This window comes from Epibacterium sp. ABV4_022 (genome assembly GCF_056159345.1).
Map to the genome: position 1 here is coordinate 2,106,227 of NZ_JBSWVA010000001.1, position 25,832 is coordinate 2,132,058.

At 61.1% G+C, this 25,832-nt stretch carries 20 protein-coding genes and 1 tRNA gene; 13 read left to right on the forward strand and 8 right to left on the reverse strand.

The annotated features are described in order from the left end of the window. Positions 1–106 precede the first annotated feature (106 nt). The 3 genes from ACXAF5_RS09930 to ACXAF5_RS09940 all read left to right on the forward strand — a co-directional run bounded on the left by ACXAF5_RS09930 (position 107) and on the right by ACXAF5_RS09940 (position 3,539). Positions 107–856 (forward strand): RNA methyltransferase, encoded by a 750-nt coding sequence (locus ACXAF5_RS09930; protein WP_474946469.1) that lies wholly within the window; start codon positions 107–109, stop codon positions 854–856. A gap of 63 nt (positions 857–919) precedes the next feature. Continuing rightward, positions 920–2,065, forward strand: coding sequence for a heme A synthase (gene ctaA / locus ACXAF5_RS09935; protein ID WP_474946470.1), 1,146 nt, complete (start codon positions 920–922; stop codon positions 2,063–2,065). A 4-nt stretch (positions 2,066–2,069) separates the two neighbouring features. Further along, positions 2,070–3,539, forward strand: coding sequence for a carboxypeptidase M32 (locus tag ACXAF5_RS09940; RefSeq protein WP_474946471.1), 1,470 nt, complete (start codon positions 2,070–2,072; stop codon positions 3,537–3,539). A gap of 60 nt (positions 3,540–3,599) precedes the next feature. Here the strand turns inward: ACXAF5_RS09940 and ACXAF5_RS09945 are convergent, their stop codons facing one another. Both ACXAF5_RS09945 and gyrA read right to left on the reverse strand, forming a co-directional pair. Next, the gene (locus tag ACXAF5_RS09945; protein ID WP_005615674.1) at positions 3,600–3,950 is read right to left on the reverse strand and encodes a DUF6614 family protein; all 351 of its coding nucleotides are present in this window, start codon (positions 3,948–3,950) and stop codon (positions 3,600–3,602) included. A 130-nt stretch (positions 3,951–4,080) separates the two neighbouring features. Then, on the reverse strand, positions 4,081–6,819 hold the full coding sequence (gene gyrA / locus ACXAF5_RS09950) for a DNA gyrase subunit A (protein ID WP_474946472.1): 2,739 nt from the start codon (positions 6,817–6,819) through the stop codon (positions 4,081–4,083). Positions 6,820–7,010: 191 nt separating this feature from the next. Here gyrA and ACXAF5_RS09955 point away from each other — a divergent pair, with 191 nt between their 5' ends. Next, a complete protein-coding gene (locus tag ACXAF5_RS09955) occupies positions 7,011–7,280 on the forward strand; it encodes an usg protein (protein ID WP_239321472.1) in 270 nt (89 codons plus the stop codon). Positions 7,281–7,400: 120 nt separating this feature from the next. Next, positions 7,401–8,072, forward strand: coding sequence for a 6-phosphogluconolactonase (gene pgl, locus ACXAF5_RS09960; RefSeq protein ID WP_474946473.1), 672 nt, complete (start codon positions 7,401–7,403; stop codon positions 8,070–8,072). 27 nt (positions 8,073–8,099) lie between these two features. On the opposite strand, the gene ACXAF5_RS09965 is transcribed toward pgl, so the two are convergent. The 4 genes from ACXAF5_RS09965 to ACXAF5_RS09980 all read right to left on the reverse strand — a co-directional run bounded on the left by ACXAF5_RS09965 (position 8,100) and on the right by ACXAF5_RS09980 (position 12,228). Beyond that, positions 8,100–8,579 (reverse strand): acyl-CoA thioesterase, encoded by a 480-nt coding sequence (locus tag ACXAF5_RS09965; protein WP_474946474.1) that lies wholly within the window; start codon positions 8,577–8,579, stop codon positions 8,100–8,102. 174 nt (positions 8,580–8,753) lie between these two features. Beyond that, positions 8,754–8,827, reverse strand: a tRNA-Gly gene (locus tag ACXAF5_RS09970). 70 nt (positions 8,828–8,897) lie between these two features. Continuing rightward, a complete protein-coding gene (locus ACXAF5_RS09975) occupies positions 8,898–10,943 on the reverse strand; it encodes an ASKHA domain-containing protein (protein ID WP_474946475.1) in 2,046 nt (681 codons plus the stop codon). 136 nt (positions 10,944–11,079) lie between these two features. Further along, positions 11,080–12,228, reverse strand: coding sequence for a CaiB/BaiF CoA transferase family protein (locus ACXAF5_RS09980; protein WP_474946476.1), 1,149 nt, complete (start codon positions 12,226–12,228; stop codon positions 11,080–11,082). 189 nt (positions 12,229–12,417) lie between these two features. Between ACXAF5_RS09980 and guaB the strand changes: the two genes are divergently transcribed. From guaB to ACXAF5_RS09995, 3 genes are all read left to right on the forward strand, one after another. Then, positions 12,418–13,866 carry an IMP dehydrogenase gene (guaB, locus tag ACXAF5_RS09985; protein ID WP_474946477.1) on the forward strand — a complete coding sequence of 483 codons (1,449 nt, stop codon included), beginning with the start codon at positions 12,418–12,420 and terminating at the stop codon, positions 13,864–13,866. Between the two features lie 41 nt (positions 13,867–13,907). Beyond that, positions 13,908–15,077: an RsmB/NOP family class I SAM-dependent RNA methyltransferase gene (locus ACXAF5_RS09990; RefSeq protein WP_474946478.1), complete on the forward strand. Its 1,170-nt coding sequence runs from the start codon at positions 13,908–13,910 to the stop codon at positions 15,075–15,077. Positions 15,078–15,179: 102 nt separating this feature from the next. After that, complete coding sequence (locus ACXAF5_RS09995) at positions 15,180–17,489, forward strand: ATP-binding response regulator (protein ID WP_239359299.1); 2,310 nt, start codon at positions 15,180–15,182, stop codon at positions 17,487–17,489. Positions 17,490–17,495: 6 nt separating this feature from the next. Here ACXAF5_RS09995 and ACXAF5_RS10000 read toward each other — a convergent pair whose 3' ends face one another. Beyond that, complete coding sequence (locus ACXAF5_RS10000) at positions 17,496–18,092, reverse strand: gamma-glutamyl kinase (protein ID WP_474946479.1); 597 nt, start codon at positions 18,090–18,092, stop codon at positions 17,496–17,498. 195 nt (positions 18,093–18,287) lie between these two features. Between ACXAF5_RS10000 and recA the strand changes: the two genes are divergently transcribed. The 5 genes from recA (at position 18,288) to ACXAF5_RS10025 (ending at position 23,873) form a co-directional block, all read left to right on the forward strand. After that, on the forward strand, positions 18,288–19,361 hold the full coding sequence (gene recA / locus ACXAF5_RS10005; protein WP_474946480.1) for a recombinase RecA: 1,074 nt from the start codon (positions 18,288–18,290) through the stop codon (positions 19,359–19,361). A 2-nt stretch (positions 19,362–19,363) separates the two neighbouring features. Continuing rightward, positions 19,364–19,909, forward strand: coding sequence for a hypothetical protein (locus ACXAF5_RS10010; RefSeq protein ID WP_474946481.1), 546 nt, complete (start codon positions 19,364–19,366; stop codon positions 19,907–19,909). A 121-nt stretch (positions 19,910–20,030) separates the two neighbouring features. After that, on the forward strand, positions 20,031–22,682 hold the full coding sequence (gene alaS, locus ACXAF5_RS10015) for an alanine--tRNA ligase (RefSeq protein ID WP_474946482.1): 2,652 nt from the start codon (positions 20,031–20,033) through the stop codon (positions 22,680–22,682). Between the two features lie 6 nt (positions 22,683–22,688). After that, positions 22,689–22,976, forward strand: coding sequence for a DUF1330 domain-containing protein (locus ACXAF5_RS10020; RefSeq protein WP_011538572.1), 288 nt, complete (start codon positions 22,689–22,691; stop codon positions 22,974–22,976). A 120-nt stretch (positions 22,977–23,096) separates the two neighbouring features. Beyond that, complete coding sequence (locus ACXAF5_RS10025) at positions 23,097–23,873, forward strand: class II glutamine amidotransferase (RefSeq protein WP_239320289.1); 777 nt, start codon at positions 23,097–23,099, stop codon at positions 23,871–23,873. 68 nt (positions 23,874–23,941) lie between these two features. Here ACXAF5_RS10025 and typA read toward each other — a convergent pair whose 3' ends face one another. After that, positions 23,942–25,762 carry a translational GTPase TypA gene (gene typA, locus ACXAF5_RS10030; protein WP_474946483.1) on the reverse strand — a complete coding sequence of 607 codons (1,821 nt, stop codon included), beginning with the start codon at positions 25,760–25,762 and terminating at the stop codon, positions 23,942–23,944. Positions 25,763–25,832 lie beyond the last annotated feature (70 nt).

Here is a 25,832-nt window from a genome sequence, read left to right on the forward strand (position 1 = left end):
GCAACGCAAGGATCTGGGCACGGATCGCGCAGGTTTTCCGAGGGCCAAGGCTTGCCCCAACCCGGCGCAGACAGTAAGGCAGAGCCGATTTTTCCGGAGTTCGCAGATGCCCACAGACCGCCCTCAACCTCACTTTGTGCTCGTCCGCCCGCAGATGGGTGAAAACATCGGCGGGGCCGCGCGTGCCATGTGGAACTTCGGCCTCGACCGGATGCGGATTGTTGCGCCCCGGGACGGCTGGCCGAACCAGAAGGCGGTTGCCATGGCCTCCGGTGCCGGGCGGCTCTTGGACGAGGCGCAGCTGGCGCAGGATCTGCCCGCGGCCTTGGCAGACTGCACCTATGTCTTTGCCACCACGGCCCGGCCACGCGAATTGACCAAGCCCGTCTTCAGCCCCGAAGGTGCGATGAAGAAAGCCGCAGAGCTGTTGGGGCAGGGTGAGAAGGTCGCCGTTCTCTTTGGTCCGGAGCGTGCGGGGCTGGAAAATGATGACATCGCCAAGGCCAACGCCATCATCACCGTGCCGGTCAACCCGGAGTTTGCCTCCTTGAACCTTGCGCAATGCGTCCTGCTCACGGCCTATGAGTGGCGTCGTCAGGCAGAACAGGTCCCGGATGAGACTTTCGAGATCGGCAAATCCGACTGGGCCACGGGCCAGGAGGTCGAGGCGCTGGTGAAACACTACGAGGATCGCCTGACGGAGGCGGGCTATTTCTTCCCGCCGGAAAAGGCGCCGGGCATGAGGACGGTTTTCCGCAACCTCTGGAGCCGGATGCGCCTCACGCGCGCGGATGTGCAGATGCTGCACGGCGTGATGCGACAGATGGTCCGTTGGAAGCAACACGGGCCGGACTAACTCTGTCTGGACCTTTTACCCCTCAGACCCTAGCGTCCCGCCAGATGAAGATGTGAGGCCAAGATGAGCAATCGCACGATTTTTGAGGATGTGTCCTCCGACAGCAAACAGCAGCCCACACCGACCCCCGGTGGCATTGATCGCAAACGCCGCGGCGCGCGTGGTGCAATCCGCGTCTGGCTCGCGGTTCTGTTTGCGCTGGTGGTGGCGATGATCGCCGTGGGCGGGCTGACGCGGCTGACCGACTCCGGTCTGTCGATCACGGAATGGCGGCCAGTGACCGGAGCGATCCCGCCGATGAGTGAGGCCGAGTGGCAGTCCGAGTTCGAGAAATACCAGCAGATCGACCAGTATCACTTGTTGAACTCCTGGATGGAGCTCTCTGATTTCAAAACGATTTACTGGTGGGAATGGGGGCACCGGCAGCTTGGCCGTGTGATTGGCCTGATCTGGGCGGTTGGTTTTCTGGGCTTTTGGGCCACCCGCAGCATTCCAACTGGCTGGACAGGGCGCTTGCTGCTGCCGGGGGTCCTCGGCGGTGTTCAGGGGGCCATTGGCTGGTGGATGGTGTCGTCCGGCGTCACGCTGGGTGAGGGCATGACCGCTGTGGCCTCTTATCGGCTGGCGACGCATCTTGGGCTCGCCTTTGTGATCCTCGGCTATCTGGCCTGGTTCATGTTCCTGCTGGGCCGTGAAGAGCGCGACCTGATGCAGGCGCGGCGCCTGAAGGAGGCCAAGATCTTTGGGATGAGCACGGGGCTGTTGCATTTTGCCTTCCTGCAAATCCTGATCGGGGCGCTGGTTGCCGGCATTGATGCGGGGCGATCCTATACCGACTGGCCCTTGATGGGCGGGCAGATCCTGCCGCCGCGTCCGTTCATGATTGAGCCGATCTGGAAAAACTTCTTTGAAAACCCGGGCTTGGTTCAGTTTATTCATCGGGTCACGGGATACGTCTTGTTTGCATTCGCCGTGTTCGTCTGGCTGCGCGGGCGACGCAGTGCTCACGCAGCGACCCGGTTTGCCTTTAACGCCGTCTTTGCGGTCTTGAGCCTGCAGGTGGTCATCGGCATTGTGACCGTTCTGACGGCGGCCCCGGTGGAGATCGCCATTGTCCACCAGGTGGTGGCGGTGTTGGTCTGGGTGCTGATCTTGCGGGCGCGTTTTCTGGCGGCCTACCCTGTAACGACTTCTATCAAAGGACATTGAATACATGAGTTCTTTCGACGAACTGATTGCTTTTGAACGTGAAACACAGGCGCTTGGGCAAATCGCGGGCCGTCTTGGCTGGGATCAGGAAACCATGATGCCACGCGGGGCCGCCCCCCAGCGTGGTGAGGAGATGGCGGCGATCGAGGCGGTGCTGCATGCGCGTCGGTCAGATCCGCGGGTTGCGGACTGGTTGGAGACCGCCAAGGCACCGGACGATATCGGCGCCGCGCAGTTGCGTGAAATTCGACGTGCCTATGAGCGCGCCGTGAAGGTGCCCGGTGAACTGGCAAGCAAGATCGCCCGCGTAACGTCCGAGGCGCAAGGCAAATGGGCGCAGGCGCGCGCGGATGAGGATGTCGCAGCGTTCTTGCCTGTCCTCGAAGAGGTCGTGGCGCTAAAGCGACAAGAAGGTCAGGCTCTGGCCGCCGGTGGCAACCTCTACGATGCGATGGTCGCAGATTACGAGCAGGGCACAACCTCCTCTGAAATCGCAGAAATCTTTGATGCCATGCGCCCCAGTCTGGTGGATCTGCGCGCGCGCGTGCTGGAGCAGCCAACCCCGGCCGGTCTGGCGGGCACCTTTGACGAGAATGCCCAGATGAAACTGGCACGCAAGGTCGCCAAGACCTTTGGCTACGATATGAGCCATGGCCGCGTTGACAAGGCGGTGCACCCGTTCAGCTCCGGCAGCGGTCTGGATGTGCGGATCACCACGCGGACCAATCCGCTCGATCCGTTCAACTGCATCTACTCCACCATTCATGAGGTCGGGCACGGGGCCTATGAACAGAACATCGACCGGGTGCATCTGCTGACGTCGCTGGGGCGTGGCGTGTCCATGGGCGTGCATGAAAGCCAGAGCCGGATCTATGAAAACCAGATCGGGCGCAGCCGTGCCTTCACCGGGTGGTTGTTCAAGGAAATGCGAGAAGCCTTTGGTGACATTGGTGTTTCTTCGGAAGAGGCGTTCTATGCGGCGGTGAACCGGGTGCAGAATGGCTACATCCGTACAGAGGCCGACGAGCTTCAGTACAACCTGCACATCATGCTGCGTTTCGATCTGGAGCGTGCGCTGATGCTGGGAGATTTGGAAGTTCAGGATCTCGAACCTGCGTGGAACGACCGTTTCCTCGCGGACTTTGGTTACCCGGTCGACAAGCCTTCAAATGGCTGTTTGCAGGACGTGCATTGGTCTGTTGGCCTGTTTGGGTATTTCCCGACCTATTCGCTGGGCAATGTCTATGCGGGCTGCCTGCATGAGGCGCTGCGTCGTGATGTCGCTGATCTGGATGCGCAGCTTGCCGAAGGTGATACATCTGTTGCGACAGGGTGGCTGCGTGACAACCTGCAACAGTTTGGCGGATTGCGCGAACCGCGTGACACCATCACTCATGCCGCAGGTTCCGCACCGACGCATCAGCCGCTGATGACCTATCTTGAGGCTAAGTTCTTCGAGATTTACAATCTGTAACAGGTGCTTGCAGGCCAAATATGAGAAAAAGCCCGGGCGTATGTCCCGGGCTTTTTCAGATCAGATAAGGGCCATGCGCTCGGCGCGTTCGGGATCGGGGAACGGTCGATACAGTCCAAAGTCGGACCGCGCGATCAGCGCGTTGACGTTGGCATAGAGGCGCGCAACCTCCTCGTCGTGTTCACCCAGAATTCGAAACGCTTGATCGAGCTGCGTCATATTCTCAAACTCGATCTCCAGCAGGAAATCCTTGCAGGTATCGTTTGCAAGGTTCAGCTTACGCCGGAGCAGACGCCATCCGGTGATCGCACCGCGACCTTTCAGATATTCCATCCATTGCTCGACAGCGCTGGCAAAGGCCAAAGCCTTGGCTTCGTGTTGGAGGTCTATCTGACAATGGTAGAGATTCATGCGCCGTTTCTCCCGACTCAATACGCGGAAATCACGGACAACTTTGCGCCCAAAACCTGTGTGAAGCGTAAACAAAAAACGCCGCCCCAAATCTGGAGCGGCGTTTTCGCGAGGTTTTAGCGGTAAGAGATTACTCTTCCACGGTTTCTTCCTCGTCACCGTTGTCCGCAATCCAGGCGACCGAGACGACCTCTTCACCCTTACCGGTGTTGAAGATCCGCACGCCGCCCGCGGAGCGGGATCGGAATGAGATGCCATCGACCGGCACGCGGATCGACTGGCCCTTGGATGTTGCCAGCATGATCTGGTCATCCAGCTCCACCGGGAAGGAGGCCACCAAGGCGCCACCGCGCATTGCCTTGTCCATTGCGGTGACGCCCATACCGCCGCGGCCGCGGACCGGATAATCGTGGCTGGACGAGAGCTTACCGGAGCCTTTTGCAGTGATGGTCAGGATCAGGTTTTCCGCCGCCGACATCTCTGCAAAGAGCTCGGTGGAGAAATTCGGATCTTCGACCGCATCCTCGTCAGAGGCATCCTCATCCGTGAGACCGGCCATGGCGCGGCGCATCTTGAGGTAAGCCGTCCGCTGCTCCGGGGTATATTTGGAGTGGCGGATCACCGACATGGAGACCACCTCGTCGCCTTCGCCAAGCTTGATCCCGCGCACACCAACGGAATTGCGAGAGTTGAACACGCGGACCTCTGTCGTCGGGAAGCGGATCGCGCGCCCGGTATTGGTCACCAGCATGATGTCGTCATCTTCGGAACAGATGCGCGCATTGATCAGCTTGGTGCCTTCGTTGTCGTCCTCGAACTTCATCGCGATCTTGCCGTTGCGCATGACATTCGTGAAGTCCGACAGACGGTTACGACGCACAGTTCCAGCAGATGTGGCGAACATGATCTGCAGATCGTTCCACTCTTCCTCGGCGCGATCCACCGGCATGATGGCAGCGATGGACACCCCCGTGGGGATCGGCAGGATATTGACGATCGCCTTGCCCTTGGAGGTCCGGCCACCCTGCGGCAGGCGCCAGGTCTTGAGCTTGTAGACCATCCCGTCGGTGGTGAAGAACAGGAGCTGCGTGTGGGTATTGGCGACGAAGAGCGTGGTGACCACGTCCTCTTCCTTGGTCTGCATCCCCGACAGCCCCTTGCCGCCGCGTTTCTGCGCTCGGAAATCGGCGAGCGGGGTGCGCTTGATATAACCGCCGGAGGTCACGGTCACCACCATGTCCTCGCGCTCGATCAGATCCTCGTCTTCCATGTCACCGGACCAGTCGACGATCTCGGTGCGACGGGGCACGGCAAAGCTGTTTCTGACCTCAGTCAGCTCATCGGCGATGATCCCCATGATGCGCTCACGAGAGGACAGGATTTCAAGGTATTCCTTGATCTTAGCTGCCAGTTCTTCAAGCTCATCGGTGACCTCTTTGACGCCCAGTTGGGTGAGGCGCTGCAACCGCAGCTCGAGGATCGCGCGGGCCTGAACTTCGGACAGGTTATAGGTGCCGTCCTCGTTCATCGTGTGGGTCGGATCGTCGATCAGACGAATATAGCCAGCGATCTCCGATGCCGGCCAGCGGCGTGTCATCAGTTTCTGACGGGCCTCGGCGGCATCCGCAGAGGAACGGATGGTGGCGACCACCTCGTCGACGTTGGAAACGGCAACCGCCAGACCACAGAGGATGTGGCTGCGTTCACGCGCCTTGCGCAGATTGTAGGCGGTGCGCCGCGCCACAACATCTTCGCGGAAGTCGATGAAAGACGTGAGGAATTTGCGCAGGGTCAGCTGTTCCGGACGGCCACCGTTCAGCGCCAGCATGTTGCAGCCAAAGGACGTCTGCATCGGTGTGAAACGATAGAGCTGGTTCAGAACGACCTCGGCGGTGGCATCGCGCTTCAGTTCGATGACCACGCGCACGCCGTTGCGGTCGGATTCGTCCTGCACGTGAGACACGCCTTCGATGCGTTTTTCGCGCACTTGTTCGGCGATCTTCTCGATCATGGACGCCTTGTTTACCTGATAGGGAATCTCATCAACAACAATGGCGTAGCGGTCTTTCCTGATCTCCTCGACGCGGGCCTTTGCGCGGATGATAACGCTGCCGCGGCCCTCGAGATAGGCCTTGCGCGCGCCGGACCGGCCCAGCATCACGCCGCCGGTCGGGAAATCGGGACCCGGCACATAGTCGATCAGCTGTTCTGAGGTCAGATCCGGATCTTCGATCAGCGCAAGGGTTGCATCGACCACTTCGCCCAGATTGTGCGGCGGGATGTTGGTGGCCATGCCGACCGCAATACCGCCAGCGCCATTGACCAGCATATTCGGAAAACGTGCTGGCAGAACAGTGGGTTCCTTGTCCTTGCCGTCGTAGTTATCCTGGAAATCAACCGTTTCCTTTTCGATGTCCGCGAGCATGAAGGCGGCAGGTTTGTCCATCCGCACCTCGGTATAGCGCATGGCCGCCGGGTTATCGCCGTCCATGGAGCCGAAGTTGCCCTGGCCATCCAGAAGCGGCAGCGACATGGAGAAATCCTGCGCCATCCGCACAAGGGCGTCGTAGATCGCGCTGTCGCCATGTGGGTGGTATTTACCCATCACGTCGCCGACAGGGCGGGCAGACTTGCGGTAGGCCTTGTCGTGGCTGTTGCCGGTCTCATGCATCGCATAGAGGATCCGGCGGTGTACCGGCTTCAGCCCGTCCCGCAGGTCGGGAATGGCACGGCTGACGATGACCGACATCGCATAGTCGAGATACGAATTGCGCATCTCGGATTCGATGGAAACCGTCGGGCCATCAAAGGATGGACGCATCGGCAGGTTTTCATCAGGGTTTTCAGGAGTTTCCGGCGTATCGCTCACGTTGGCTGCCCGCTTCTCTTTGGGATCTATATGTTGTGGAGGCACCATATCAGACCGCGCATATACCGTGCAAGCAAGCAGCCTCGCAAACCTTGGCAGCACTCCCGGCTATCTGCTAACAAACTGATTTATTTGAAAATTTACTCTTGAGCGGTAGGCTGAAGCTATCGATCAGTCAAAGGAGGACCGACATGGCCCCATCTGAAACCGAATTGATGCTCAAGGGCTATGGCCTGACCACAGCCGAATTTACCTATCACATGCCGGATTATGCGCATGTCCTGAACACCTTCGTGTGGCAGGACTACGATCTGGCGCCGGATCACCCGCGTCTGTTTTCCTTCATCGACTTCTGGAAGGAAGAAATCGAAGGACCGCTTCATCATGTGCGGTTTTCCCATCGCAAGATGATGTCGAGCGGCGAATGGCGCAATGTCGTGGGCGAGTTCTACATCAATTGAGCGTCCTGCCCAGAGCGCCGTCGCAACGGGCGCTCTTGGCCTGCTTCGCATCCTGTGACACAGTTCTGCCAAGCGCAGAGACGTCCCAGAGGGACTGTCTCAGGAATGAGGAGCAACTACATGAATTTCAAAGAATACCCGGACAGGGAAATGCTGTCGATCGCCGTTGCCAACCGGATTGCCGGCGATCTCAAGAACCATCTGTTGCGTCACGACCAGGCCGCACTTGCCGTTGCCGGGGGTACGACGCCCGGTCCGATCTTTGATGATCTCTGCGCCGCGGAACTGGATTGGGAAAATGTCTGTGTGATGGCCACGGATGAGCGCTGGGTGCCTACCGACAGCGAGCGATCCAACGCGCGCCTGATCCGCAATCGACTGCTCACCAACCGGGCCGCCGTCGCGCAGTTTCTGCCCTTTTACGTCGAGGGCGAAGAACCTGACAACGCAGTACTTTCCCTGTCGGAACAGGTGAAATCCCAGTGCAATCTGGCGGTGGTCCTGCTGGGCATGGGCGAAGACATGCACACCGCGTCCCTGTTTCCCGGTGTTGCGGGGCTGGTAGAGGCGCTGTCGGCCGATGCCGGTGCCTTGGCGGTGATGCGTCCCGACAGCCAACCGGAGGCGCGGATCACTCTGACAGCGCCGATCCTCGACAGTGCCATGGCCAAGCATCTGGTGATTTTTGGGGACGCAAAGCGCGAAGCGCTGGATCGTGCCGTCAGCCTGCCGCCGGAAGAGGCGCCGATTCAGGCGGTTCTGTCGGAGTGCCAGGTTCATTGGGCGCCGTAGCAGCGACCAGGACTGCGGCGACCGGGGTCACGTGTCCTCGGTTGCCCCGTCCAGATCAATGAACTGTTGCCGCAGGCTCTCGGGGATCGGACATCCGCTTGTGCCATCGGGCGTGCGGAACACCATGACGCCGACCATGCTGGCACGAAGTTCGCCCGACCAGATCTGCTGCTCCATCGTGTAGGAGGTGCGCCGAAAGGACAACACGCGCGCGGTGGTCAGGTAGGTTTCCCCAAGCACCATTTCCTTTGCGTAATGGATATTTGCGTTGCGAACCACATGGCGTGGTTCTGCGCCAATCTCTGCAAAGTGGTGCCGGAAATGGGAATTGTAGTAATGCACGCGCAGCGCTTCGAACCAATCCAGATAGGCTTTGTTGTTCACATGCTGCAGGATGTCGATCTCGGAAAACCGCACCCGGTCCGCCATTGCCATGGGCACAGGGGCAGGCAGCCCGTGGGCAAGTTGTTCCTCGGGGCTGAGCGGGGTGAGAAAGCGCAAGTTCATGTCCAACGGCGTAGGGGCTGCGCCGGTGATGCGCAATATCTTTTTTGATCGATCCGGGAGGCGACGGGTGCGCACCTCCGTTCACCAGGCGCGCGCTGGACAGACGGAGGTCGCCGATGAACTCCACGTAAAGGGTGCCATGCAACCGGCTGATATCAAGGGAAGTCATCAAAATGGAGCGGGTAGCGGGAATCGAACCCGCGCGTTCAGCTTGGGAAGCTGACAGGCTACCATTACATCATACCCGCGCCTGTGGAGCAGAGCTTTATGCCTCTGCGCCAAGGTCGTCAAGTGCGCGCGTGGCGAATTTTCAACGCCTTATCCGCGCCGCCTGCGACGGCGGCCACCTGCGCTGTCGCCTTCGCCACCACCAACGTTAAAGGACACATTCGGCAGGGTGACAACGGTCTCCAAGATCGGGAAGGGGTCGGTAGAGTTGGGGATCGCGGAGGCGTTGACAAAATGCTCCTGAAAGCGGGGTTCCACGGCGGTTTCGATCTTTTCGATCTGGCGCACCGTTTCCTCGATTTCATTGCGGGCGTTGGTGTTGAGAAGCGCAATGCGTGCCCCGGTTCCGGCGGCATTGCCGGCGCTGGTGACCTTTTCGATCCGGCAATCCGGGATCATGCCCAGGACCATCGCGTGTTTGGCGGAAATATGCGCCCCGAAGGCACCCGCGAGAACCACACGATCAACCGTATCGACGCCGATCTTGTCCATCAGGAGCCGGGCCCCGGAATAAAGCGCGGCCTTGGCCATCTGGATTGCGCGAATGTCGGGATTGGTCACGGTGATGCGCGGTCCGCCCTCGGCGCTGCCATCCCAGAGCAGATAAGCATTGGTGCGCCCCTCGGGGACACAACGCGCAGTGCCGGTCTGCTCGGCCGAGCCGATGAGGCCGGAGGCATCGAGCACGCCTGCAAGCCGCATCTCCGCAATCGCTTCGATGATGCCGGAGCCACAAATGCCGGAAATTCCGGTGGTTGCGATGCTTTCTTCAAACCCGTCCTCGTCGGACCATTTGTCCGATCCGATCACCCGGAACCGCGGTTCCTTGGTGTCGGGGTTGATCTCGACCCGCTCGATCGCACCGGGGGCGGCACGTTGCCCGGAGGAGATCTGCGCCCCTTCGAAGGCGGGGCCGGTCGGAGATGAGCAGGCGAGGACTTTGTCCTTGTTTCCCAACAGGATCTCGGCGTTTGTTCCGACGTCGACAACAAGAACGAGGTCTTCGGATTTGTCCGGCGCTTCCGACAGGGCCACCGCAGCGGCATCGGCGCCGACATGGCCGGCGATACAGGGCAACAGGTAGACCCGGGCCGCCGGGTGCAAGGTGAGGTCCAGATCGCTGGCATCAAGCGCCAGAGCGTTAGAAGTGGCCAGTGCAAACGGCGCCTGGCCCAGTTCGAACGGGTCGATGCCCAGGAACAGGTGGTGCATCACCGGGTTGCAGACGAAGACCGCGTCCATGATGAGCGACTGCTCGATCTGAGCTTCCTGCGAGATCTGCGCAAACAGCGCATTCATGCCCTCGCGCACGGCGCGGGTCATCTCCAGATCGCCGCCCTTGTTCATCATCGCGTAGGAGACCCGGCTCATCAGATCCTCGCCAAAGCGGATCTGCGGGTTCATGATGCCGGAGGAGGCCAGCACCTCGCCGGTCTTGAGGTCGCACAGATGCGCCGCGATGGTGGTCGAGCCGAGGTCTACCGCAAGCCCGTAAATGGTGCCCTCATAATATCCGGGCCAGATGTGCATGATGCGCGGGGGCTGGTAGTCATTCCCCAGATGCACGGCGACGGTCACCTTCCAGGCCCCTTTGCGCAGCACCGGTTGCAATTGCCGAAGGATGTGAATGTCGGCCTTTACATCCTTGATTTCCCACTGTTTGTCCAGGGCTTCACACAGGCGTTCGAGATCGCCCGAGGGCTTGTGCATGTCGGGCTCTTCCACCTCGACGTAGAACAGCCGGATCGCGGGATTCATGACGATGTCGCGGGCCTCGGCCCGTTTGCGCACCACCTGCTTGTGGACCTGGCTCTCCGGCGGGACATCGATTACCACGTCTTTTTCGATCTGGGCCTGGCAGCCGAGGCGACGCCCATCGATCAGCCCGCGCTTGTCTTTGTAGCGTTGCTCGACCTTGTTCCACTCGGACAGGGCGTCATCGGCCACCGTCACCCCGTGCTTGGAGAACTCGCCATAAGACGGCGTGATCTGGCATTTGGAGCAGATCCCGCGTCCGCCACAAACCGAATCGAGATCCACCCCGAGTTGCCGCGCCGCGGTCAACACCGGTGTGCCAACAGGAAACCGTCCGCGTTTGCCGGATGGAGTAAACACAACGAGGGGATCGTCAGACATGCCTCAGCCTCTTATTTCCGCATTTCATGCAGAGCATATGTCACTTTTGGCCGGAGGATAGGCAGCCACCGTCATTTTTTGACACATCGGCGGCATCGGGCGTGGATTTGGGCGTGCCGCACCCGGGCGGCGGCGCCTATGTGCTGTTGAGCCAAGCGAGAATCTCGGCCCGGTCGCCATCCAGGCTGGGCGCGGGGGCTCGGGTGTCGGGATCGGCCAGGGCGCTCATCTTGATCGGGTTTCCGGCGGCGACATAGGTGGGGCGTCCGGCCGGGTCGAGCACATCCACGACCATGTTCCGCGCGCGGATCTGCGGGTCTTGCAGGACCTCCGCGACATTCTGGATCGGACCTGTCGGAATGCCGGCCTTTGTCAGAAGGTCGATCCAGTGCTGCTTGCCTTCCTCCAGTGTAACTGCCTCGATCAAGCGTTTGAGAAGACGTGCATTCTCGCATCTCGCTGGATTGGTCTTGAAGCGCGGATCTTCGGCGATCGGCAATTGAATGGCCGCGCAGAGCCGGGCGAACAGCACGTCATTTCCGGCCGCGATGACAAACAGCCCGTCGGCCGCGTGAAAGGTCTCAAAGGGCGTGATCGAGGGGTGACGCGCGCCGGAGGGGCGCGGCGGCTCACCGCTCACGGTGGTCAGGGCAATGGCGTGTTCCAGCATCGCCAATTGGCAATCCAACATGGCGATGTCGATTTTTTGCCCGTGGCCGGTCTGCTGGCGATGCAGGAGCGCCGCCAGGACGCCTTGGGCCAGGAACATGCCGGCGGCAATGTCCCCGATCGAGGCGCCGACCCGCACCGGCTCCCGGTCGCGTTCGCCGGTGATGGACATCACGCCGCCCCGTGCCTGGACCACCATATCATAAGCGGGCCGCGCCGCCTCGGGCCCGGTGTGGCCAAAGCCGGACACCGCGCCATAGATCAGCCGCGGATGTTTGATCCTGAGATCCTCCCAGCCATAGCCAAGCCGCTCCATCACGCCGGGGCGAAAATTCTCCAGAACGACATCAGACCGGGCAAGAAGCGCTTCTAAAACAGAGCGGTCATCGATGTTCTTTAAGTCAAGCGCGATGCTCTCCTTGCCATGGTTGATGGTTGCGAAATAGGCGCTTTCGCCGTCCTTGAAGGGGGGGAATGCGCGGGTGTCATCGCCGGTGCCGGGGCGTTCGACCTTGATCACCCGGGCGCCGAGGTCGGCCAGCGTCATCGAGGCATAAGGGCCAGCCAGCACATGGGTCAGGTCAAGGATGACGACACCGTCGAGGGGGCTGCTCATGATCGTGTCTCCGTTCAGGGGGCTCTGTGACCGGGGTATAGAGGAGGTATGCGACAGCTCTTTGATCTGTATCAGGAAAACACGCCAGCGGTGCCGCGTTGCGGCGAAAAATGGACGTGGCCTCTTTCCCATCCTGTCAAACTGTGCAATAGGGTCACCGCCAAACGGTGTTTTGCATGGGGAAGACAGATGCAGATTCGTGAGGCTCTCACCTTTGACGATGTTTTGCTGGTTCCGGCCGCATCCAGTGTTCTGCCGAATACGGCGGATACACGCACGCGGGTGACCCGCGCAATCTCGCTCAATATTCCGCTGCTGAGCTCGGCGATGGATACGGTGACGGAGTCCCGTATGGCGATCACCATGGCGCAGGCGGGCGGCATGGGGGTCATTCACAAGAACCTCGATGTGGAAGAGCAGGCGCGCCAGGTGCGACGGGTCAAACGCTTCGAAAGCGGCATCGTCTATAACCCCATCACCCTGCATGCCAACCAGACCCTCGCGGATGCCAAGGCCCTGCAAGAGCGGTATCGCGTGACCGGTTTCCCGGTGGTGGATGATGCGGGTCGCGTGGTCGGGATTGTCACCAATCGCGACATGCGGTTTGCGTCGGATGACAACACCCCGGTGTCGGTGATGATGACCTCCGAGAACCTCGCCATGCTGCAGGAACCGGCAGAGCGCGAAGAGGCCAAGTCCCTGATGAAGGCGCGTCGCATCGAAAAACTGCTGGTGACCGACAAGGACGGCAAGCTGACCGGCCTGCTGACCCTCAAGGATACGGAACAGGCGGTGCTGAACCCGACCGCCTGCAAGGATGATCTGGGACGCCTGCGCGTGGCGGCTGCCAGTTCCGTCGGCGACAGCGGCTTTGAACGTTCCGAGGCGCTGATTGATGCCGGTGTGGATGTGGTGGTGGTCGATACTGCCCATGGCCACTCCGAAGGGGTTATCGAAGCCGTCAAGCGGATCAAGGCCTTGTCCAACGAAGTTCAGGTAATCGCGGGCAATGTCGCGACCTCAGATGCCACCCGGGCGCTGATCGACGCAGGCGCGGATGCGGTCAAGGTCGGGATCGGCCCGGGCTCGATCTGCACCACCCGCATGGTTGCGGGCGTCGGCGTGCCGCAGCTGACGGCGATCATGGATTGTGCCGGCGCTGCGGGCGAAACCCCGGTGATCGCCGATGGCGGGATCAAATTCTCGGGCGATTTTGCCAAGGCGATCGCCGCCGGGGCCTCCTGCGCCATGGTCGGCTCGATGATCGCGGGCACCGATGAAAGCCCGGGCGAGGTGATCCTCTATCAGGGCCGGTCGTTCAAATCCTATCGTGGCATGGGGTCCATGGGCGCGATGGCCCGCGGCTCTGCGGATCGCTATTTCCAGAAAGACGCTGCCAGCGACAAGCTGGTTCCGGAGGGCATCGAGGGGCAGGTGCCCTACAAGGGCTCGGCGGGCGCTGTCATTCACCAGCTGGTTGGCGGTCTGCGGGCGGCGATGGGCTACACCGGCTGCGCCACCGTGCCTGACATGCGCAAGAATTGCTCGTTTGTCCGCATCACCGGCGCCGGGTTGAAGGAAAGCCATGTGCACGATGTGCAGATCACCCGCGAAAGCCCGAATTACCGCATCGGCTGAGGGCTTGGCGTGACACGGACCATTTCTGCAAAGGGCGCCCGATGACGCCCGGCGCCCGCGTGCAGGCGGCGATCGAGATCCTGGATGACATCCTTGCGGGGCGGGCGGCGGAGAAAGCGCTGACCACGTGGGGCCGCCGCAGCCGCTTTGCCGGGTCCAAGGACCGAGCTGCGGTGCGCGATCACGTGTTTCAGGCCCTGCGCTGCCTGCGGTCACATGCGGTTCTGGGGGGCAGCCGGACCGGACGCGGGCTGCTGATCGGCGCCATGCGGGACGACGGGCGTGATCCGGCGGAGCTGTTTACCGGTGTCGGGCACGCCCCGTCACCGCTTGAGACGTCAGAGACCCAGCCACCACGGGAATTTGGGTCTCTGGCCGAGGCGAATGATCTGCCCGACTGGCTCTGGCCCGTGTTTGAACGCAGCCTCGGTACGCAGGCGGTGCAAGCGGCGCAAGCCCTGCGCAGCCGGGCACCGGTGCATCTGCGGGTGAACCGGAAAAAAGGGGATCGAGAGGCCGCCATCGCGCGCCTTGCGTCAGAGGGGATCGAGGCCAGCACGCATCCGGCCTCTCCGACCGCGTTGACCGTAACCTCGGGGGCGCGCCGTGTGAAAAATGCGGAAAGCTACACCCAGGGTTTTGTAGAATTGCAGGACGCCGCCAGTCAGGCGGTGGTCGATGCACTACCTTTGCAAAATGGCCAGCGGGTGCTTGACTATTGTGCTGGTGGTGGAGGCAAGGCGCTGGCGATGGCCGCCGCCGCCGATCTCGACCTCTATGCGCATGACGTCGAACCGCGGCGGATGAAAGATATACCGGAGCGCGCCGCGCGGGCCGGGGTGACGATCTCCTCCCTGAGCACGCAAGAGCTGCGCAGCCATGCGCCTTTTGATCTGGTGTTATGTGATGCGCCCTGCAGCGGCTCCGGCTCCTGGCGGCGTGATCCAGAAGGTAAGTGGCGTTTGACACCCCAAGCGCTGGAGGAGCTGACCACGCTGCAAGCGCGCATCCTCGATGATGCGGCGCAGCTGGTGGCAGAGGGCGGGGTTCTGGCCTTTGCCACCTGTTCCATGCTGGATGTGGAGAATGCGCATCAGTCGCAAGCCTTTCTGGACCGCACCCCGGGGTGGCAGGCCTTGAGCACACAATCCTGGCATGTTCATACTGGCACCGATGGCTTTTATGTGTCTGTATTCCGGCGGGGCCGGTAACATTAATCTGTTGGAAAGTTCTGCGATAGGGCGCTTTGGTTAACCCCGCTTTAACCAAGGATAACGCGTTATTGCCGCATGAAGATTGTAAACGGAGCCGAAATGATCGGTCGCACCTCCTCGATCGTGCCTGACCTCAAGGTACAGACGCCCGAACAGGCGCGGCTCGCCGCGACGTTTTTCCTGGCCCTGCTGCTGGTCCTCGTGCCCTGGATTCTGCCGGTGCCGGACTGGATCGGGCGGGCCCTGATCGCCGTAGGCCTGACGCTGGCCGGGGTCTCCAGCCTGATCTTCGTGCAGTCCCGCATGCGTCAGAATGCCCGGGCCATGGCCAGCGAATTGCTGGCGGGATTTATCGACAAGGATGCGTCGCCCAGTTTCGTCACCGACGAGGACGGGGTGATCCATGCCTGCAACAGTGCCGCACTGAAGCGGTTCGACGGCACCGAGAGCGAGACCATCGCCGGCACGTTGCGCTCGGTTCTGGCCAATCCCTCGGCGGTGCTGTTCCGGCTTCAGAGCCGCGCCAAGCTCGAAGGGGCGGCGCGCGAGGATATCGTGACCCGTCGGGGCCACGTCCGGCTGTCGGTGCATGAGATGGCCAATGCCAGTTTCCTGTGGCGGGTCGAGGACATGGGCGAGCGCCAGACCGGGCGCAACGCGGAGTCGAGCCCCGTGCCGATGATCTCGGTCGGGCGCACGGGCGCGGTTCTGTTCATGAACGAGGCCGCGCGCAGCTTGATCGGAGAGCGTGTCAAATCCACCGAGCGCCTGTTTACGTCGCTGCCGGTGGTGCCGGGGCGCATCAATACGATCATGACCAAGGCCGGCGCGGTCGAGGTTCTTGTCAGCGAGCACAGCCGCGGACAGGGGCGCAGCGAGCTTTACTTCATGAAGGCCGAGGTCGAGGACAGCGGCCCGCACACCGGATTCGAAGGGTTGCCGGTGCCGCTGCTGAAAATCCGTCCGGGGGGCGAGGTGCTGTCGGTCAACCGCATGGCGATGCGGCTTCTTGGCGTTGAACAGGCCGAAGGGGTGCAGCTGGGCCAGCTGATGGAAGGGCTGGGCCGGCCAATGAACGACTGGCTGCAGGAAACCGCCAAGGGGCTCGCGCCGCATAAATCCGAATTTCTGCGCGTCTCGCGTGATGACAAGGAGGTCTTTGTCCAGGTCACCCTGACGCGGGTGATCGAAGAGGGTGAGACGCTGCTGATGGCGGTGCTGAATGACGCAACCGAGCTGAAAACGCTCGAGGCGCAATTTGTGCAAAGCCAGAAAATGCAGGCGATCGGCCAGCTTGCGGGCGGTGTCGCGCATGATTTCAACAACCTGCTGACCGCGATTTCGGGCCATTGCGATCTGCTGCTGCTGCGTCATGACCAGGGCGATCAGGATTATGGCGATCTGATCCAGATCCATGAAAACGCCAACCGTGCCGCCGCCCTCGTGAGCCAGCTTTTGGCGTTCTCGCGCAAGCAGACCTTGCAGCCCGAGGTGCTTGATGTGCGCGAGACGCTCTCTGATCTGACGCATCTGCTGAACCGTCTGGTGGGCGAGAAAGTGTCGCTGACGCTCAGCCACGATCCTGTCATGCGCTCCATCCGTGCCGATAAGCGCCAGCTGGAGCAGGTGTTGATGAACCTCGTGGTGAACGCGCGCGATGCGATGCCGAGCGGCGGCGAGATCCGGGTGGAGACCGAGGTGGTCTCGCTGGACACCCCGCTGGAGCGCAACCGCGCCGTGGTGCCGCCGGGCGAATGGGTGACCATTCAGGTCAGCGATGAAGGCACCGGGATTTCACCGGACAAGCTGCAAAAGGTGTTTGAGCCCTTCTACACCACCAAGCGCACCGGCGAGGGCACCGGCCTCGGCCTGTCCACGGCGTATGGCATCATCAAGCAGACCGGCGGCTTTATCTTTGTCGATTCCGTGCTGAATCAGGGCACCAAGTTCACGCTCTATTTCCCGGTCTATCGCAGCGACGCCCCGGTGGAGGAAGACGACACCGCCACGCAAGCCAAGGCCAAGGCCCCCGCGGCGCAGCATGGCGAAGGGGTTGTGTTGCTGGTGGAGGATGAGGCGCCGGTGCGCGCCTTTGCGTCACGCGCGCTCCGGATGCGCGGTTACACGGTGCTCGAGGCCGAATCCGCCGAGGAGGCACTCGACACGCTGGAAGACCCGAACCTCAGCGTCGATGTCTTTGTCACCGATGTCATCATGCCCGGCATGGACGGCCCCACCTGGGTGCGCAAGGCGCTTGAGGAGCGCCCCGGCACCAAGGTGGTGTTTGTCTCCGGCTATTCCGAAGGGGCCTTTGGGGATGCGGAACCGGATGTGCCAAATTCGGTGTTCCTGGCCAAACCGTTCTCGCTCAGCCAGTTGACCGAAACGGTGCAGTCACAGCTGCAATAGGCTGTCTCAGCGCGGGATCGCGCCATAAAGCGCAAACTCCTCCGGGTGTTTGCGTCTGAGCTTTTCCTCGGTGTTGGCACTCAGGCTGAGATCCCCCGCCGGGCTGACGTTTTCTCGTTGCGTTTCAATGCGAAGACCTGTGCGGTCCTGCATGAACGCATGAAAGGGCGCGAGGTTCTCGTAGGCAAAGAGATGCGTCACACGACAGCCATTGGGTTGCGCCTCCAGGAACTTGGCCTGGCTTCCGACATTGGCATGCGGCGGGCGTTTGCCGCGGCAGTAGTCGGTGACAAACTCGTCAAAGCTCATGCCCTTGGTCGAGGTTGGCCGCCCATCGAGATGCGGCCGCTGGCGGAAGCGATACCAGCTGCCAAGCCAGCTGATCGGCTCGCGCATGATGGCAACCACCTCCAGCTCGGTGTCGCAAACTCTCTCATACATCGGCCGGAGCCAGCGGTTGTAGCGGTAGAGCGGCGCGTGTTTGAGCTCTGGCGGATCGGAAATCACCAGATCCGCATGCGGCCGGAGCGCCGATTGCAACGCCGTGGTGCCGGTCTTGGGCACCGATAGCAGCGCCAGTCGCGCGCGGTAAAATACCATCATGACGTTAAAGCTCCGGCAATAGTTCAAACTGTCACGGCTTTGTAAACCGATCCTTAACCACGTTGCCAGTCCCGTGAGTGAGTATGAAATTCCCTTGCAATGTTCTTGTTTTGATCCCATAAAGAACAAGAGGAGAACAAAGCAGTCATTGTCGTCCGCCTCCGGGTGTGACACATAGAGAAGGACACGGGTACTATGGCGGATCTATTGACCATGAAGGACGACAAGAAGAGCGGCGACAAGCAGAAGGCCTTGGACAGCGCGCTTGCCCAGATCGAACGACAGTTCGGCAAGGGCTCGATCATGAAACTCGGCGATGGCACGGCCTTGCAGGAGATCGAGGCAAGCTCCACCGGCTCGCTGGGCCTGGACATCGCGCTTGGCATCGGCGGTCTGCCGATGGGCCGGATCATCGAGATTTACGGCCCGGAAAGCTCGGGCAAGACCACGCTGACGCTGCACTGCATTGCGGAACAGCAGAAAAAGGGCGGTGTCTGCGCCTTTGTGGACGCGGAACACGCGCTTGATCCGCAATATGCGCGCAAACTCGGCGTCGACCTGGACGAGCTGCTGATTTCGCAACCCGACACCGGCGAACAGGCGCTGGAGATCACCGATACGCTGGTGCGCTCCGGTGCGGTGAACATGGTGATCGTCGACTCCGTGGCAGCACTGACCCCGAAGTCAGAGCTTGAGGGCGACATGGGCGACAGCAACGTCGGCGTGCAGGCCCGCCTGATGAGCCAGGCGATGCGCAAGCTCACCGGCTCCATCAGCCGCTCCAAATGCATGGTGATCTTCATCAACCAGATCCGCATGAAAATCGGCGTGATGTTCGGCTCGCCCGAAACCACCACCGGCGGCAACGCGCTGAAGTTCTATTCCTCGGTGCGTCTGGACATTCGCCGCATCGGCTCGATCAAGGACCGGGATGAGGTTGTCGGCAACGCCACCCGCGTCAAGGTGGTGAAGAACAAGGTCGCACCGCCGTTCAAGCAGGTCGAGTTCGACATCATGTATGGCGAAGGCATCTCCAAGATGGGTGAACTTCTGGACCTTGGTGTTGCTGCGGGCGTGGTCAACAAATCCGGTGCGTGGTTCTCTTACGGGGATGAGCGGATCGGGCAGGGGCGTGAGAACGCCAAGACCTATCTGCGCGAAAACTCTCGCATTGCGCTGGAGATCGAGGACAAGATCCGTGCCGCACACGGGCTTGATTTCGACATGCCGCCCGAGGCGCAGGATGATGACGTCCTGTTCGAAGGCTGACGATGCACGTCACCCCTGAGGAACTGAATGCGGCCTTGCCGCATGTGATGGCCGCCCCGAAAGATCGGGCGGCCATTTCCATGTTGTGCCTGCGACCAGCCTACAATCAGCGCCGCTTTGTCGAGGAAATCTCGGTAACGCCCGAGGGCGGCATCCCCGGCGAGCGTTGGTCCAGCCGCCCGTGGCTGACGCTGGAGGGTGGCGCGCCCCATCCCGGCATTCAGGTCTGCATCCTGTCAAAGCGAGTGCTTGATCTGGTCTGGCGCAATCGCGAGGAGGTGCAACACCCCGGCGATACGTTCATCGTGGATATGGATCTCTCCGAGGAAAACCTGCCCGCCGGACAGCTGTTGCAGGTGGGCAGCGCCGCGTTGCGGGTGTCTGACGTCTTCAACGATGGCTGCGTCAAGTGGAAAGCCCGCTATGGCACCGCGGCCAAGGAGTGGGTGAACCTGCCGGAGAACCGCGCGCTGCGTCTGCGGGGGATACTCTGTTCAGTCGAACGTGCCGGGTCGTTTTCCACCGGCGATCTTATGATCAAAAAATAGCGCTCAATCCCACTGTTTTCTTTGGGAAACTGCCACATGCGCTTTGGGCGGTGGACAGCCCTGCATGGGCGCGATAAACCGCTTTGGACTGTTCCAATCACATCTAGAGAGCCGCGTTGACATGCCCAGCTTGAACGACATCCGGTCGACCTTTCTGAACTATTTTGCCAAGCAGGGCCATGAGGTCGTGGACTCCAGCCCGTTGGTGCCACGCAATGACCCAACGCTGATGTTTACCAACTCCGGCATGGTGCAGTTCAAGAACTGTTTCACCGGTGTGGATCGTCGTGATTATGTGCGCGCCACCTCTGCGCAGAAATGTGTGCGTGCTGGCGGCAAGCACAATGACCTCGATAATGTGGGCTACACTGCGCGCCACCATACGTTTTTCGAGATGCTCGGAAACTTCTCCTTTGGCGATTATTTCAAGAACGAGGCGATCCCTTTTGCGTGGGAGCTGATCACCGGCGAGTTTGATATCCCCAAGGACAAACTTTATACCACCGTCTATCACACCGATGACGAAGCCTTTGAAATCTGGAAGAAAGTCGGCGTTCCCGAGGATCGGATCATCCGCATCGACACCTCTGACAACTTCTGGCAGATGGGCGATACCGGTCCGTGCGGTCCCTGCACCGAGATCTTTTATGACCACGGCGATCATATCTGGGGTGGCCCTCCGGGCTCGCCAGAGGAAGACGGTGATCGGTTCATCGAGATCTGGAACCTCGTGTTCATGCAGAACGAGCGCTTTGCGGATGGGTCCATGGTTGATCTCGACATGCAGTCGATCGACACCGGCATGGGGCTGGAGCGTATTGCGGCGTTGTTGCAGGGCACCCATGACAACTACGAGACCGACCTGTTCAAATATCTGATCGAGGCCTCGGCGACGGTCACCAACAGTGAGCCCTTCGGCGATCAGAACGTGCACCATCGCGTGATTGCCGACCACCTGCGGTCCTGTTCCTTCCTGATTGCCGAAGGTGTGCTGCCCTCCAATGAGGGCCGTGGCTATGTGCTGCGCCGCATCATGCGCCGCGCGATGCGCCATGCCTCCTTGCTGGGGGCGACCGATCCGGTGATGCACAAGCTGGTGCCGGCGCTGGTCAGCCAGATGGGCGCGGCCTATCCGGAGCTTGGGCAGGGTCAGGCGCTTATTGAGGAGACATTCGAGCAGGAAGAAACCCGCTTTCTCAAGACCTTGGACCGAGGTCTGAAATTGCTGGACGAGGCTTCCGTCGACCTCGACAAAGGCGACGTGCTGCCCGGTGAAACCGCGTTCAAACTCTACGATACCTTTGGCTTCCCGCTCGACCTGACCCAGGATGCATTGCGCGCCCGGGGCGTCGACGTCGACACCGATGGTTTTGATGCCGCGATGAAGGCACAGAAGGAGCAATCCCGCGCCGGTGGCATTGGTCTGGGGGACGCCGCGGATGTCAAAGTTTACTTCGACATCGTGGATGCCGAGGGCACGACCGAATTCCTGGGCTATGAGACCGAGAAGGCCGAGGGGCAGATCGTTGCATTGATCAAGGATGGCGCCAAGGTTGAAACGGCCACAAAAGGCGACAGCGTCCAGATCATCCTGAACCAGACGCCGTTTTATGGCGAGAGCGGTGGTCAGGTCGGCGACACTGGCGTTCTGACCGTTGAGGGCGGCGCCGCGCGGATCACCGATACCAAGAAGGTCGAGGGCCTGTTCCTGCATATCGCCGAGGTGACCGATGGCGAGGTTGCCGTAGGCAGCGGCGCGGCGATGGAGGTGGACCACACCCGCCGCACTCAGATCCGCGCCAACCACTCTGCGACACACCTGCTGCATGAGGCTCTGCGCAATGCGCTTGGCGATCATGTGGCACAGAAGGGCTCGCTCAATGCGGCGGATCGACTGCGGTTCGATTTCAGCCACAACAAGGCCGTGAGCCAGGAAGACTTGACGAAGATTGCCTCTGAAGTGAATGATTTCATTCGCCAAAACTCTCCGGTAAGCACGCGGATCATGACCCCGGATGATGCCCGTGCCTTGGGCGCGCAGGCGCTCTTTGGCGAGAAATACGGCGAAGAAGTCCGTGTGGTCTCCATGGGGCGCGCCAACACCGGCAAGGGCGCCGATGGTGATACCTACTCCATCGAGCTTTGCGGTGGCACACATGTGAAACAGACCGGCGATATCGGGACCTTTGTGATCCTTGGGGATAGCGCGTCCTCTGCAGGGGTGCGCCGGATCGAGGCGCTGACCGGTGCGGCAGCCTTTGACCACCTGGAGCGCGAAGCGGCGCGCATGGCGGAGGTCGCGGGCGCTCTCAAGGCGCAGCCCGCTGACGTGATGGACCGTCTGAAGGTGCTGATGGACGAGCGCAAGGCGCTGCAGAATGAGATTGCCACGCTCAAACAGCAGATCGCCATGGGCGGCGGCTCCGACGGTGGCGCCGAAACCAAGGAGATCGGTGGCAAGACTTTCCTCGGTCAGGCGCTTCAAGGAGTGTCCGGCAAGGATCTGCGCGGATTGATCGATGCACATAAGCAGAAGATCGGGTCCGGTGTGATCCTGCTGATCGCCGAAGATGACGGTAAGGTTGCGGTCGCCGCTGGTGTGACTGACGATCTGACCGGTGACATCTCGGCTGTCGATGTGCTGAAAGCGGCTGTTCCGGCGGTTGGCGGCAAGGGCGGCGGTGGCCGTCCCGATATGGCGCAGGGCGGCGGCAAGGATTTCTCTGGCGCCGCAGAGGCCATCAAGGCCGCCGAAACTTTTCTGGAAGGATAACGCAACATGCCCGCACTCTGGATCGCACATGTGACCGTCACCGACGCTGACGCCTACGGCAAATATGCCGAGCTTGCAGGCCCGGCAATCGCCAAGCACGGCGGCGAGTTCATCGCCCGCGGCGGGCGTTTTGTTCAGCTGGAAGGTAAGGAGCGTCCGCGCAATGTGGTCGCAAAATTCCCCAGCGTTGAGGCCGCCGTCGACTGCTACAACAGCCCCGAATACCAGGAGGCGCTAAGCCACGCGCGCGACGCCTCCGAGCGGGAGCTGATGGTCGTCGAGACCAGCGCCTGAACACGGAAAACCTGTGCAAAACAGAAGATTGGGCTGCGCGTTTCGCGTGGCCCTTTTTCATGATTAACAGCGCTTCGACGTCTCGGTGACAGGATATCGCGACGAGTCGAGGAGAACATCATGTGCCGTTGGGCCGCGTATATCGGCGCTCCAGTCTATCTGGACGAAGTTGTGTGCAAACCGGAGCAATCGCTGGTCGCACAATCGATCCATGCCTTTGAATGCAAAACACAAACCAATGCCGATGGGTTCGGAATTGCGTGGTATGACAGCCGCGAGGAGCCGGGGCTCTATCGCGACACGCATCCGGCATGGTCGGATCCCAACCTGCGGTCGATCACTCATCAGGTGCGCTCAGGTCTGTTTTTGGCGCATGTGCGCGCCTCGACCGGCACCGCGACCAGTCGCAACAACTGTCACCCGTTCACGCATGGGTGCTGGTCATTCATGCACAACGGTCAGGTCGGCGGGTTCGAGAACTTCCGCCGCCGTGCCGATATGATGATCCCGGACGAACTATATGGCGCGCGTAAGGGGGCCACAGACAGTGAGGCCTTGTTTCTGATCGCCATTGCGGAGGGACTTTATGAGGATCCCAAAGGCGCGATGCAGCGGGCGGTGGGGAAACTCGAAAGCCTGAGTCGGGAGTTCGGCCACACACCCCATATGCGGATCGGCGCGGCCTTCAGCTGCGGCGGCGTGCTCTATGCGGTGCGCTATGCCTCCGATCATCTGGCGCCAACCGTGTACAGCAGCAAGACAGCCGATGGCCGCGGACGTCTTGTGGTGTCGGAACCCCTGCACAAGGGGGAATGCTGGCAATCCGTGCCCGCCGGATCCTTCTGTCGATACACAGCGGAAGACGCGGAAATAGAGGATTTTGTTCCTGTTCTCTGATTTAACATGCAGAAATGAAAAGGCCCGGTCGAATACGACCGGGCCTATTTGCATTACTCAGGTGGCGATCAGCTGTTGGTCTTTGCCATCCGCTTACGCTCATGCGGATCAAGGTAGCGCTTGCGCAGGCGTACCGAGTTCGGCGTCACTTCGACCAACTCGTCATCGTTGATGTAGGCAATCGCCTCTTCCAGCGAGAGCGTGACCGGCGTGGTCAGGCGCACGGCGTCATCAGAGCCAGAGGCGCGCACGTTGGTCAGCTTTTTACCTTTGAGCGGGTTCACCTCGAGGTCATTGTCGCGGCTGTGCTCGCCAATGATCATGCCGGTGTAGACGTCGGCCTGGGCGCCGATGAACATCTTGCCGCGTTCTTCGAGGTTCCACAGCGCATAGGCAACGGATTGACCGTTCTCCATGGAGATCAGAACGCCAGCGCGACGGCCCGGAATGGAGCCCTTGTGCGCGGTCCAGCCATGGAACACGCGGTTCAGAACGCCGGTGCCGCGGGTGTCGGTCAGGAACTCGCCGTGATAGCCGATCAGGCCACGCGACGGCACATGCGCGATGATGCGGGTCTTGCCGGCACCTGCGGGCTTCATCTCGACCAGCTCACCCTTGCGGTTGCCGGTGAGCTTTTCGATCACCACGCCGGAATACTCGTCATCCACGTCGATGGTGGCTTCCTCGACGGGTTCCATGCGCTGGCCGTTTTCCTCGGTGAACAGCACCTGCGGACGGGAGATCGACAGTTCGAACCCTTCGCGGCGCATGTTCTCGATGAGAACGCCCATCTGCAATTCGCCACGGCCGGCGACCTCAAACGCCTCGCCGCCGGGGGTGTCGGTGACCTCGATTGCCACGTTCAGTTCCGCCTCTTTCATCAGGCGATCCCGGATCACGCGCGACTGGACTTTCTTGCCGTCACGACCCGCCAGCGGGCTGTCGTTGATGCCAAAGGTCACGGTGATGGTCGGCGGATCGATCGGCTGCGCGGGCAGGGCCTCGGTGACCGAGGTATCCACCAGCGAGTCCGCAACGGTGGCTTTGGTCATGCCGGCGATCGTGACGATGTCACCCGCCTCGGCGGCGTCAATCGGCTGCTGGGCAAGGCCGCGGAACGCGAGGATCTTGGTGGCGCGGAAATTCTCGATCAGGTCACCCTCACGGCTCAGCGCCTTGAGGTTGTCACCGACCTTGAGCGTGCCGCTCTCGACACGGCCGGTCAGGATGCGGCCCATGAAGGGGTCGGAGCCGAGCGTGGTAGCCAGCATGCGGAAGGGCTCATCCTTCTGCGCGATCTGCTTGGGCGCAGGGACGTGCTTCACGATGAGGTCAAACAGCGCCGAGAGATCCTTGCGCGGGCCATCCAGTTCCATATCGGCCCAGCCGGAGCGACCGGAGGCATACATGGACGGGAAATCAAGCTGATCGTCATCTGCACCAAGATTGGCAAAGAGATCGAAGCATTCGTCCAGCGCGCGGTCAGGCTCGGCGTCGGGCTTGTCGACCTTGTTCAGCACCACGATGGGGCGCAGACCCAGTGCCAGCGCCTTGGAGGTCACGAATTTGGTCTGCGGCATCGGGCCTTCGGCGGCGTCCACCAGCAGCACCACACCATCCACCATGGAGAGGATACGCTCCACTTCGCCACCAAAGTCGGCGTGGCCGGGGGTGTCGACGATATTGATACGGGTGCCATTCCATTCCACGGAGGTGGCTTTGGCCAGAATGGTAATGCCGCGTTCGCGTTCCAGATCGTTGGAGTCCATGGCGCGTTCCGCCACTGCCTGGTTTTCGCGGAAGGCGCCGGATTGTTTCAGAAGCTCGTCAACCAGTGTGGTTTTGCCGTGGTCAACGTGCGCGATGATCGCAATATTGCGCAGGTCCATGAGGTATGCCTTTGATTGGGGTTGCCGGGCGCATACCTCGATAAAGCCGCCATGGCTAGTGCAAAAGCGG

Bases quoted from the DNA above. Each gene is read 5' to 3' on its own strand.
- guaB (WP_474946477.1), top strand. From the start codon at position 12,418: ATGCAGATTCGTGAGGCTCTCACCTTTGACGATGTTTTGCTGGTTCCG.
- ACXAF5_RS10000 (WP_474946479.1), bottom strand. From the start codon at position 18,092: ATGATGGTATTTTACCGCGCGCGACTGGCGCTGCTATCGGTGCCCAAG.
- ACXAF5_RS10025 (WP_239320289.1), top strand. From the start codon at position 23,097: ATGTGCCGTTGGGCCGCGTATATCGGCGCTCCAGTCTATCTGGACGAA.
- ctaA (WP_474946470.1), top strand. From the start codon at position 920: ATGAGCAATCGCACGATTTTTGAGGATGTGTCCTCCGACAGCAAACAG.
- ACXAF5_RS09965 (WP_474946474.1), bottom strand. From the start codon at position 8,579: ATGAACTTGCGCTTTCTCACCCCGCTCAGCCCCGAGGAACAACTTGCC.
- ACXAF5_RS10020 (WP_011538572.1), top strand. From the start codon at position 22,689: ATGCCCGCACTCTGGATCGCACATGTGACCGTCACCGACGCTGACGCC.
- typA (WP_474946483.1), bottom strand. From the start codon at position 25,762: ATGGACCTGCGCAATATTGCGATCATCGCGCACGTTGACCACGGCAAA.
- ACXAF5_RS09945 (WP_005615674.1), bottom strand. From the start codon at position 3,950: ATGAATCTCTACCATTGTCAGATAGACCTCCAACACGAAGCCAAGGCT.
- ACXAF5_RS10010 (WP_474946481.1), top strand. From the start codon at position 19,364: ATGCACGTCACCCCTGAGGAACTGAATGCGGCCTTGCCGCATGTGATG.
- recA (WP_474946480.1), top strand. From the start codon at position 18,288: ATGGCGGATCTATTGACCATGAAGGACGACAAGAAGAGCGGCGACAAG.
- alaS (WP_474946482.1), top strand. From the start codon at position 20,031: ATGCCCAGCTTGAACGACATCCGGTCGACCTTTCTGAACTATTTTGCC.
- ACXAF5_RS09955 (WP_239321472.1), top strand. From the start codon at position 7,011: ATGGCCCCATCTGAAACCGAATTGATGCTCAAGGGCTATGGCCTGACC.
- ACXAF5_RS09980 (WP_474946476.1), bottom strand. From the start codon at position 12,228: ATGAGCAGCCCCCTCGACGGTGTCGTCATCCTTGACCTGACCCATGTG.
- ACXAF5_RS09975 (WP_474946475.1), bottom strand. From the start codon at position 10,943: ATGTCTGACGATCCCCTCGTTGTGTTTACTCCATCCGGCAAACGCGGA.
- pgl (WP_474946473.1), top strand. From the start codon at position 7,401: ATGAATTTCAAAGAATACCCGGACAGGGAAATGCTGTCGATCGCCGTT.
- ACXAF5_RS09990 (WP_474946478.1), top strand. From the start codon at position 13,908: ATGACGCCCGGCGCCCGCGTGCAGGCGGCGATCGAGATCCTGGATGAC.
- ACXAF5_RS09930 (WP_474946469.1), top strand. From the start codon at position 107: ATGCCCACAGACCGCCCTCAACCTCACTTTGTGCTCGTCCGCCCGCAG.
- ACXAF5_RS09940 (WP_474946471.1), top strand. From the start codon at position 2,070: ATGAGTTCTTTCGACGAACTGATTGCTTTTGAACGTGAAACACAGGCG.
- ACXAF5_RS09995 (WP_239359299.1), top strand. From the start codon at position 15,180: ATGATCGGTCGCACCTCCTCGATCGTGCCTGACCTCAAGGTACAGACG.